General features: G+C 68.7%; 10 protein-coding genes. 4 read left to right on the plus strand and 6 right to left on the minus strand.

The annotated features are described in order from the left end of the window. Positions 1–10: 10 nt before the first annotated feature. Complete coding sequence (locus tag QM693_RS33545; protein ID WP_502942693.1) at positions 11–1,216, minus strand: macrolide family glycosyltransferase; 1,206 nt, start codon at positions 1,214–1,216, stop codon at positions 11–13. A gap of 94 nt (positions 1,217–1,310) precedes the next feature. Between QM693_RS33545 and QM693_RS33550 the strand changes: the two genes are divergently transcribed. Then, positions 1,311–1,901 (plus strand): TetR/AcrR family transcriptional regulator, encoded by a 591-nt coding sequence (locus QM693_RS33550; protein ID WP_283330654.1) that lies wholly within the window; start codon positions 1,311–1,313, stop codon positions 1,899–1,901. Positions 1,902–1,910: 9 nt separating this feature from the next. On the opposite strand, the gene malQ is transcribed toward QM693_RS33550, so the two are convergent. Further along, positions 1,911–4,016, minus strand: a complete 2,106-nt coding sequence (gene malQ, locus QM693_RS33555; protein ID WP_283354475.1) for a 4-alpha-glucanotransferase — start codon at positions 4,014–4,016, stop codon at positions 1,911–1,913. A gap of 196 nt (positions 4,017–4,212) precedes the next feature. On the opposite strand from malQ, the gene QM693_RS33560 reads away from it, so the two are divergent. After that, entirely contained in the window at positions 4,213–4,860 is a 648-nt protein-coding gene (locus tag QM693_RS33560) for a HemK2/MTQ2 family protein methyltransferase (protein ID WP_280778734.1), read from the plus strand. A 57-nt stretch (positions 4,861–4,917) separates the two neighbouring features. Continuing rightward, on the plus strand, positions 4,918–5,211 hold the full coding sequence (locus tag QM693_RS33565) for a WhiB family transcriptional regulator (RefSeq protein WP_105412928.1): 294 nt from the start codon (positions 4,918–4,920) through the stop codon (positions 5,209–5,211). Positions 5,212–5,255: 44 nt separating this feature from the next. Here the strand turns inward: QM693_RS33565 and purQ are convergent, their stop codons facing one another. After that, the gene (gene purQ, locus QM693_RS33570; RefSeq protein WP_009477892.1) at positions 5,256–5,933 is read right to left on the minus strand and encodes a phosphoribosylformylglycinamidine synthase subunit PurQ; all 678 of its coding nucleotides are present in this window, start codon (positions 5,931–5,933) and stop codon (positions 5,256–5,258) included. Beyond that, positions 5,930–6,169, minus strand: coding sequence for a phosphoribosylformylglycinamidine synthase subunit PurS (purS, locus tag QM693_RS33575; RefSeq protein ID WP_005244409.1), 240 nt, complete (start codon positions 6,167–6,169; stop codon positions 5,930–5,932). Before purS ends, purQ begins: the two co-directional genes overlap by 4 nt. Positions 6,170–6,300: 131 nt before the next feature. Between purS and QM693_RS33580 the strand changes: the two genes are divergently transcribed. Continuing rightward, positions 6,301–6,948 (plus strand): MBL fold metallo-hydrolase, encoded by a 648-nt coding sequence (locus tag QM693_RS33580; protein ID WP_005244410.1) that lies wholly within the window; start codon positions 6,301–6,303, stop codon positions 6,946–6,948. Between the two features lie 50 nt (positions 6,949–6,998). Here the strand turns inward: QM693_RS33580 and QM693_RS33585 are convergent, their stop codons facing one another. Together QM693_RS33585 and QM693_RS33590 are read right to left on the minus strand one after the other, a co-directional pair. Beyond that, positions 6,999–7,703 carry a DUF2334 domain-containing protein gene (locus tag QM693_RS33585; RefSeq protein WP_283354476.1) on the minus strand — a complete coding sequence of 235 codons (705 nt, stop codon included), beginning with the start codon at positions 7,701–7,703 and terminating at the stop codon, positions 6,999–7,001. Positions 7,704–7,801: 98 nt separating this feature from the next. After that, positions 7,802–8,165 (minus strand): glutathione peroxidase (locus tag QM693_RS33590; protein ID WP_283354477.1); only part of this gene is annotated, 364 nt, incomplete at its 5' end.

An 8,165-nucleotide genomic window follows, 5' to 3' on the forward strand; every position in this document is an offset into this window, starting at 1 on the left:
TTTCGCGGCGTCAGAGGAACTCCTCGATCACCCTCACGGCGGCGTCCACTCCACCCGCAGAACGCAACTCGGCGGCAAGCTCCGCGCTGCGGCGCCGGACCGGCTCGGCGTCGACGTGCGCGAGGGCGTCCCGCAACTCGGCTGCCGACACGTCCGCACTGTCCACTCGCACCGCGACTCCCGCGGCGACGAGCGCGTCGGCGTTCTCGAACTGGTCGGTGGCCTGCGGCGCGGCGATCATCGGCGTTCCCGTGAACATTCCCTCACTGGAGCCGCCCATGCCGGCGTGGGTGAGGAACGCGTCGGCCTGCCCGAGGATGTCGAATTGGGGCACCCACCGGTGGACCTCGACGTTGCCGGGCACGGTCCCGAGTTCGGCGACGTCGACGTGCTGCCCGATCTGCAGGACGACGTGCCAGCCGTCGAGGTCACCGAACGCCTCGATGCAGCGCCGGTAGAAGTCGGCGTGATCGGTGAACGCGGTGCCGAGCGAGACGAGCAGCACCTTCCCCGCGCCTGCCGGGCGCTGCCACCGGCCGTCGGCGAGGCGCCGGGTGGGCAGAGCCGGTCCGACGAACGTGTAGACGTCCTCGTTCACCCGATCGGCGTTGGGCTGCATCGATTTAGCGATCAGCACGACCGCCCGCGCCGGGCGCCCGTAGAACTCGTCCGGGTCCGTCTCGACACCGTTGCCCCGCAGCAACTTCCCCTGCCGCTCGTACAGTGCCGCCCCGCGTGGGTCGGCCCGCATCGTGTCCACGAACGACTTCATGTCGTCCTCGTAGCCCTCCCACGCCACGTACGTCGGCGACAATTGCACGATCGGCACGCCCCATTCCTCGGCGAGGACGCGGGCGGGTCCTCCCGCGATGTCGTACAGGAACAGGTCGGGGCGGTCGTCCTCGTACAGCCCCCGCAATTGGGGCAGCATCGACTCGTACTCGGCCTGGAACAGAGTGAGCTGATCGATGGTGTCGCCGTCCCAGGACTTCTCGGACTCCTCCGTCGCACCTGCGGTGTTCACGCGCGGCAACGTCGAGGTGTACTCCTTGAATTCCGCTCCGGTGCTCTCGACGACGTCCTTCACGGCGGCGTCGTTGGCGTACGTCACGCGGTGACCGCGCGTGACGAGTTCGCGGAGAATCTCCAGGCTCGGGTTGACGTGCCCGGGCGCCGGAATGCTGACCATGGCGATGTGTGATCGGGTCATCTTCATCCTCTCCAATACGGAACGGTCCGTCTCGTTCAAGAGTGACACGGGGCGCGAGTCGAGTCAAGACGATACGTCTCGTCTGGTCTACGATCCGTTCATGCCGTCCGCCGACACTCCCCGCCGTTCCGAACGGTCCCGCGCCGCGATCCTGCAGGCCACGCAGGAACTGATCCGCGAACAGCCCTACGGGAAGATCAGCATCGAAGGCATCGCCGCGCGCGCCAAGGTCGGGAAACAGACCATCTACCGGTGGTGGCGATCCAAGGGCGCACTCGTCGTGGACGCCCTCCACGAACAGAACGCGGCCGGGGCACAGGAGGCCATGGCCCTGCCGGACACCGGCGACCTCGCCGCCGACATGCGGCTGGTCCTGCGGGCCACGGTCGACGAGTTCACCTCACCCGACTTCGAACCGCTGTTCCGGGCGCTGGCCATCGAATCGCTGCAGGATCCCACACTGCAGGAACAGATCGTCGAGCGGATCTACCGGCCGCAATTCGAGTTCGTCGCGGCGCGGTTCCGCTCCGCGCAGGACGCCGGGGAGGTGCGGCCCGACATCGACCTCGCCCTCGCGTTCGAGTTGTTCATGGCGCCGATGTTCTACCGCTGGCAGAGCGGAGCGCATCCCCTCACCCACGACCACGCGGACGCCGTCGTCGACCTGGCGATGCGCGCCCTCGCACCCTGACGACCGGGATCAGCGGGCGCCGCTCACGAACCCGAAATCGCCGTCCGCCAGGTCCTCGACGTGGACGGCACGCCCCGACGCGTCGGCGAGGGGAATCTTCCAGTTCGAATACTGGGTCTCGTCGGTGCCCGGCTGATTCTGGACGCGGTACTCCCCCACCAGATCGGCGAGCGCGACACCCGTCAGCAACGACGGGCTGCGGTTGATCAGCCGGTACAGCGCCTTCACGGTGTCGGGCATCGACGCGTCGTCGACCAGCAGTCCGCGGTCGCGCGCCAATTGCAGTACGGCCTCACGCTGCCGGGTGTCGTGTTCCTTCTCGAGTTCGAGGTCGCGTTCGAGGAGCCCGAGCCGCGAGCGCAATTCGATGTGTTCGCCGGCCAGGTATCCGGCGGTCGGCGGAAGATCGTGCGTGGTAACGGATGTCAGGCACAGGGTCCGGTACCGCTCCGGCGGTGTCGGACGCTCGCCGTCGTGCTCGAACCACAGGATCGACGTCCCCAGGATCCCGCGCTCGGCGAGGTAGTCCTGGACCTCGGGTTCGAAAACCCCGAGGTCCTCACCGATCACCACGGCGCCCGCCCGCTCGGCCTCGAGCGCGAGGATCCCGACGAGAGCCTCGTGGTCGTAGGAGACGTACGTTCCGTCCGCAGGCGACTCCGCGGCGGCGGGGATCCACCACAGCCGGAACAACCCCAGGATGTGATCGACCCGCAACCCACCCGCGTGCTTCAGCACGGTGCGCAGCATGTCGCGGTACGGGGCGTACCCCAGTTCGGCCAGCCGATCCGGTCGCCAGGGCGGCTGATTCCATTGCTGACCCTGCTGATTGAAGTCGTCGGGAGGCGCACCGACGGTAATGCCCTCTGCCAGGGCCGTTCCCAGCGACCACGCGTCCGCACCCCCGCGCTGGACCCCGACCGCCAGATCGTGCACGATCCCGATGTCCATGCCTGCCGCCCTCGCCGCGTCCTGGGCGTCGGAAAGCTGCTCGTCGCATACCCATTGCAGCCACGAGTAGAATTCGATTCGCGGCGCGAGCTTGCGCCGCTGCGCCTGCACCCAGTCGCTGTCGGGCGCACCGGCCTTCGTCGTCCATCGCGGGTCGCCGGGCGGCAGTTTCTCGGTGAGCGCGCACCAGGTCGCGAAGTCCCGCAGTCCGTCGCCCTCGACGCGGCAGAACTCCTCGAACGCGTGCTGCCTGCTCGGGCTGCGCTCGATCCGGAAGACTTGTTCGAGCACCCGGAGTTTGGCCCGGTACGACGGGTTGCGGTCGATCCGGTCGGACCGGTCGTTCGCCCGCTCGAATCGCGCTGCGGCGTCGCGCATCCGCGCATGGCGTCGCGTCGAGAGGTACGCAGTCTCCGGGATGTTCTCGACACGGATGTACATCGGGTTGACGTAGCGGCGGGTGGTCGGCAGGTACGGCGACGCCTCGATCGGTGGCCGGGGCTGCGCGGCGTGCAGCGGATTGACCAGCACGTAGTCGGCGCCGTGAACGGACCCGAAGATCGAGGCGAGATCCGCGAGGTCGCCGAAGTCCCCGACACCCCACGACCGACGCGACCGGATCGAGTACAACTGCGTCAGCACACCCCAGCGTCGGCGGTCGCTCAGCGCGTCGGACGTCGACAATCGTGCCGGCGTCACCACGAGCGTGCACGACGACGACGTGTGCGAGGTGGACGCCCGCACCGCGTGCCACCCGCACGGAACGTCGGAGGGAACGACGAACGTCGCGCGGCCGACCAGGGCGCCGTCGACCTCCCGCGGATCGACCCACACCTGGAGTTGGCGTGCCGGGACCGTCCCGCCGGACTCCGTGTCGATCGTGACGTCCACCGCCTCGCCGTGCGGAACGTGGACCACGAGACGGGTCTCGGACCCTTCCCTGCCGACGACGACGGGCGGCAGCATCCGTCGCCACGGTGCCGCGTCGCATTCGGAGAGGGCGCGCCGCACCTCGTCCTCCGTTGCGGCGGGAACGTCCAGGGCTGCGAGGACGCTGCGGAGTGTGTCGTCACGGACGTCGTGGCGCTGCTGATCCCAACCCCGGTACGACGTCGCCACCCCGTGCCGGGCCGCGAGGTCACGCAACTGCTCGGTGTACGTCACCCCCTCGATCGTGCCAGCTCACCCCGGAATCTGCGCGACTTCCGACCCGTGCCACGGCGGTCGGAGCGCATCGGCGTGATTGACCCTGCGTCGACCGGGGTAACTGTGAGGTAATCAGACGCACGGCGTCCACGGTGAGCCCGCAGGGGAATGCCGTGGACGCACCACGATGCGACCGGCGACCGAGGAGTCTTCGATGCTGCTACGTCTTCCCGGAGTCTATCGCCCGCAACACGATACGCAGTTGCTGGCCGACGTCCTGGCGGCGGAGCCACTCGGCCCCCATTCCCGGGTGCTCGACCTCTGTGCGGGGACCGGCGCGCTGAGCGTGCGCGCCGCCGCCGCGGGTGCGGGCCGGGTGACCGCGGTGGACGTGTCGAGGCGAGCGGCGATCAGCATCAGACTCAATGCCCTTGTCGGAGGGCACCGGATCCGGGTGATCCACGGCGATCTCATCGAGCAGGTTCGCGGGGAACGGTTCGACGTCGTCGTGTCCAACCCGCCATACGTGCCGGCACTGGTCGACTCGGTCCCCGACCGCGGTCCGGCGCGGGCCTGGGACGCGGGCAAGAACGGTCGCGCACTGCTCGATCGGATCTGCTGCCAGGCCCCCGACGTTCTCGTCGCCGGTGGCGTCCTCCTGCTGGCGCAGTCCAGCCTGAGCGGAGTCGAGAAAACTCTGACGATGCTCGAGGAACAGAACATGCGGGTCGACATCGCCGCGACCGCCGAGATCCCCTTCGGACCGGTCCTCGTCGAACGCAGAGGCATGCTCGAGCGGAGAGGGCTCATCGAGGTCGGCCAGACCCGTGAAGAGATCGTGGTGATCCGCGCCGTCAAGTAGATATCGATATTGTGCCACAACGCTTTTCAGTGCCGACGACACTCCGAGGGAGCCGACATGCCGTCATCCACTCGCCTTCCCAGCCCCAACACCGAGGCCTGGGACTGGCAGATCCACGCCCTGTGCCGCGGCGTCGAATCGTCCGTGTTCTTTCATCCCGACGGCGAGCGGGGTAACGCCCGCAGCAACCGTGAACGTCGCGCGAAAGCGATCTGCCGTCGCTGCCCCGTTCTCGTCGAATGCCGCGACCACGCCCTGAGCGTGACCGAACCGTTCGGAATCTGGGGCGGGCTCACCGCGTCCGAACGCCGCGGGATCACCCAGCACGGCGAGGGAACCGTCGCCGTCTGATCCGGCACCGTGCAGGCCTGCGGCCGCACACGGTGCCGGTCGGCTCAGGCGGAGATGACGCTGTCGAGGACGGAGTAAAACATGCCGAGCCCGTCGTCGCTGGGGCCGGTGAGGGCCTCGGTGGCGTGCTCGGGGTGCGGCATGAGGCCCACGACGCGGCCGTTGGCCGAGGAGATGCCTGCGATACCGCGCTGCGAACCGTTCGGGTTGTCGCCGACGTAGCGGAACACGACGCGGCCCTCGCCCTCGAGTTCGTCGAGGACGTTCTCCGACGCCTGGTAGCGGCCCTCGCCGGACTTGAGCGGGACCAGGATCTCGGCACCCGACTCGTAGCGGGACGTCCACGCCGTCGACGTGGCCTCGACCTTCAGCCACTCGTCGCGGCAGATGAAGTGCAGGCCCTCGTTGCGGGTGAGCGCGCCGGGCAGGAGGCCCGCTTCGCACAGAACCTGGAAGCCGTTGCAGATACCGAGGACGGGCATGCCGCCCTGCGCGGCCTGCACGACCTTGCCCATGACGGGCGCGAACCGTGCGATGGCGCCGCACCGCAGGTAGTCGCCGTAGGAGAAGCCACCGGGGACGATGACGGCGTCGACACCCTTGAGGTCGGCGTCGCCGTGCCACAGGCTCACGGCCTCGCCGCCGGCGAGGGTCACCGCGCGGGCGGCGTCGACGTCGTCGAGGGTGCCGGGGAAAGTGATGACTCCGACGCGGGCGCTCATGCTTCGACGCGCCTCACGGTCCAGTCCTCGATCACCGTGTTGGCCAGCAGGGCCTCGGCGATCTTCTCGAGCTGAGCGTCGTCGACACTGCCGTCGACCTCGAGCTCGAACCGCTTGCCCTGACGGACATCGGAAACTCCAGCGAAGCCGAGCCGCGGCAGCGCTCCGACAATGGCCTGCCCCTGGGGGTCGAGAATCTCGGCCTTGGGCATGACTTCGACGACGACACGGGCCACGTGCTGCTCCTTGTAGTAGTGCGCGAGCCCAGAGTGGAACACCGGGCACCCGGAAGTTTACCGGGCTACCTGCCTGCGGTTCGCATCGGACGAGCGGGACGAGCCATGCATGCAGGCGCATACTCGAATTCATGCGACTGACTCACTTCGGCCACAGCTGCGTCCTCGTCGAGTTGAACGGTTCCACCATCCTCTTCGATCCGGGCAACTTCTCCCACGGATTCGAGGGCATCACCGGACTGGACGCGATCCTGGTCACCCACCAGCACCCCGACCACGTCGACCAGCAACGACTGCCCGCCCTCGTCGAGGCGAACCCCGGCGCGGCGCTGTACTCGGACCCGCAGACCGCGGCCCAGCTCGGCGGCGCGTGGACGGGGGTGCACGCCGGCGACGAGTTCGACATCGGCGACGTGCACGTCACCGGCACCGGTGGGAGGCACGCGGTGATCCACCCCGACATCCCGGTGATCGACAACACGGCGTTCCTGCTCGGCGACGCCGGCAACCCCGCCCGGCTGATGCACCCGGGCGACTCACTGTTCGTTCCGGAGCAGAAGGTCGACGTGCTGGCGCTGCCCGCCGCGGCGCCGTGGCTGAAGATCTCCGAGGCCATCGACTACCTGCGCGCCGTCGCACCGCGGGTCGCGGTGCCCATCCACCAGGCGATCATCGCGAACGAGGCCACCGGCATCTTCTACGGCCGCTACTCGGACATGGCGCCCGAGGGCACCGAGTTCCGCACGATGCCGAGCGAGTCGAGCGTCGAGGTGGCCTGACGGCCCCGTGAGTACTTATTAACCGCCCGCGGTTAACAAGTACTCACGGGTCAGGCGGCACCGATCTGCGGGATCCGCGGCTCCCAGCGGTACACCTGCGGCCGCGCGTCGTGGTAGAGCGCGAGGTCGACGGCATCGAGCATCGCCTGCCGAGGTCCCGACGTGCCCAACTGCTTCGCGGTGACGGCGAGGCGCACCACGCCCCCACGCCTGGCGGTCCGTCCGGAGCCGAGGACGAGCGCCCGGCACCACCACGGTTCGGCGCGGAATCCCTCACCGATCCCCAGCACCCGCGACCGCACCGACGTCTCGCGTTCGAGGTCGTGGATGGCGGTCATCGTGGCCAGCAGCCGGAACCCGGCGGACGGCAGTGCCGCGACGGCGCCCTGCGACGCCAGCCAGCGGGGCGGAGCGAACAATCTGGTGCGCAGTCCGGTCTGTTCCATCACCCGGTCCGCCGCGAGCAGCCGCAGCCGCGCCTCGTGTTCGGGAAGCGAGGCGAACTCGGCCCGGCGACGCTTGGTCGCGGCCTGGTCGTATCCGTGGAGGACGACGGCGTCGCCGCGGGATCGGCGCGCGCGAACCCAATCCTGCGTCGCGGGGTCGTTGACCAGTCGATACTTGTCTTTCAGGCGCGGGGCGACGAGCAGCGACAGCGGCACGCCGCGCGCATCCATCTCCTCGGCGAACGCGGCCGCGAAGTCGCGCGTCTCGTCCTTGATTCCTGACACCGACACGATCAGCTGTCCGGTCATGGTCCTCAGCGTGACAGGTGAACGTGAACAGCGAGCAAAGCTCGTGCGCCTTTCCGGTAGTGGGAGCTACCGAAAAGGCGCACGAGCGGCGAAGCCGCCTATTTGGGCAGGACCGCCTCGATGGCCTCGACGACCTCGGGGGCGTCGGGCTCGGTGCGGGGACGGAACCGCTTCACCACGGTGCCGTCGGGTGCGACGAGGAACTTCTCGAAGTTCCACTGGATGTCGCCCGCGGCGCCCTCGGCGTCGGCGGCCTTGGTCAGTTCCTCGTAGAGCGGGTGCCGGTTCTCGCCGTTCACCTCGATCTTCTCCAACAGGGGGAACGTGACGCCGTAGGTGGTGGAGCAGAAGGTCTCGATCTCTTCGGCGGTGCCGGGCTCTTGGCCCATGAACTGGTTGCACGGGACGCCGATCACGGTCAGTCCGCGGTCGGCGTAGTCGGTGGCGAGCTTCTCGAGGCCC

This window comes from Rhodococcus sp. IEGM 1305 (assembly GCF_030058635.1).
Taxonomy (GTDB): Bacteria; Actinomycetota; Actinomycetes; order Mycobacteriales; family Mycobacteriaceae; genus Rhodococcus_F; species Rhodococcus_F opacus_D.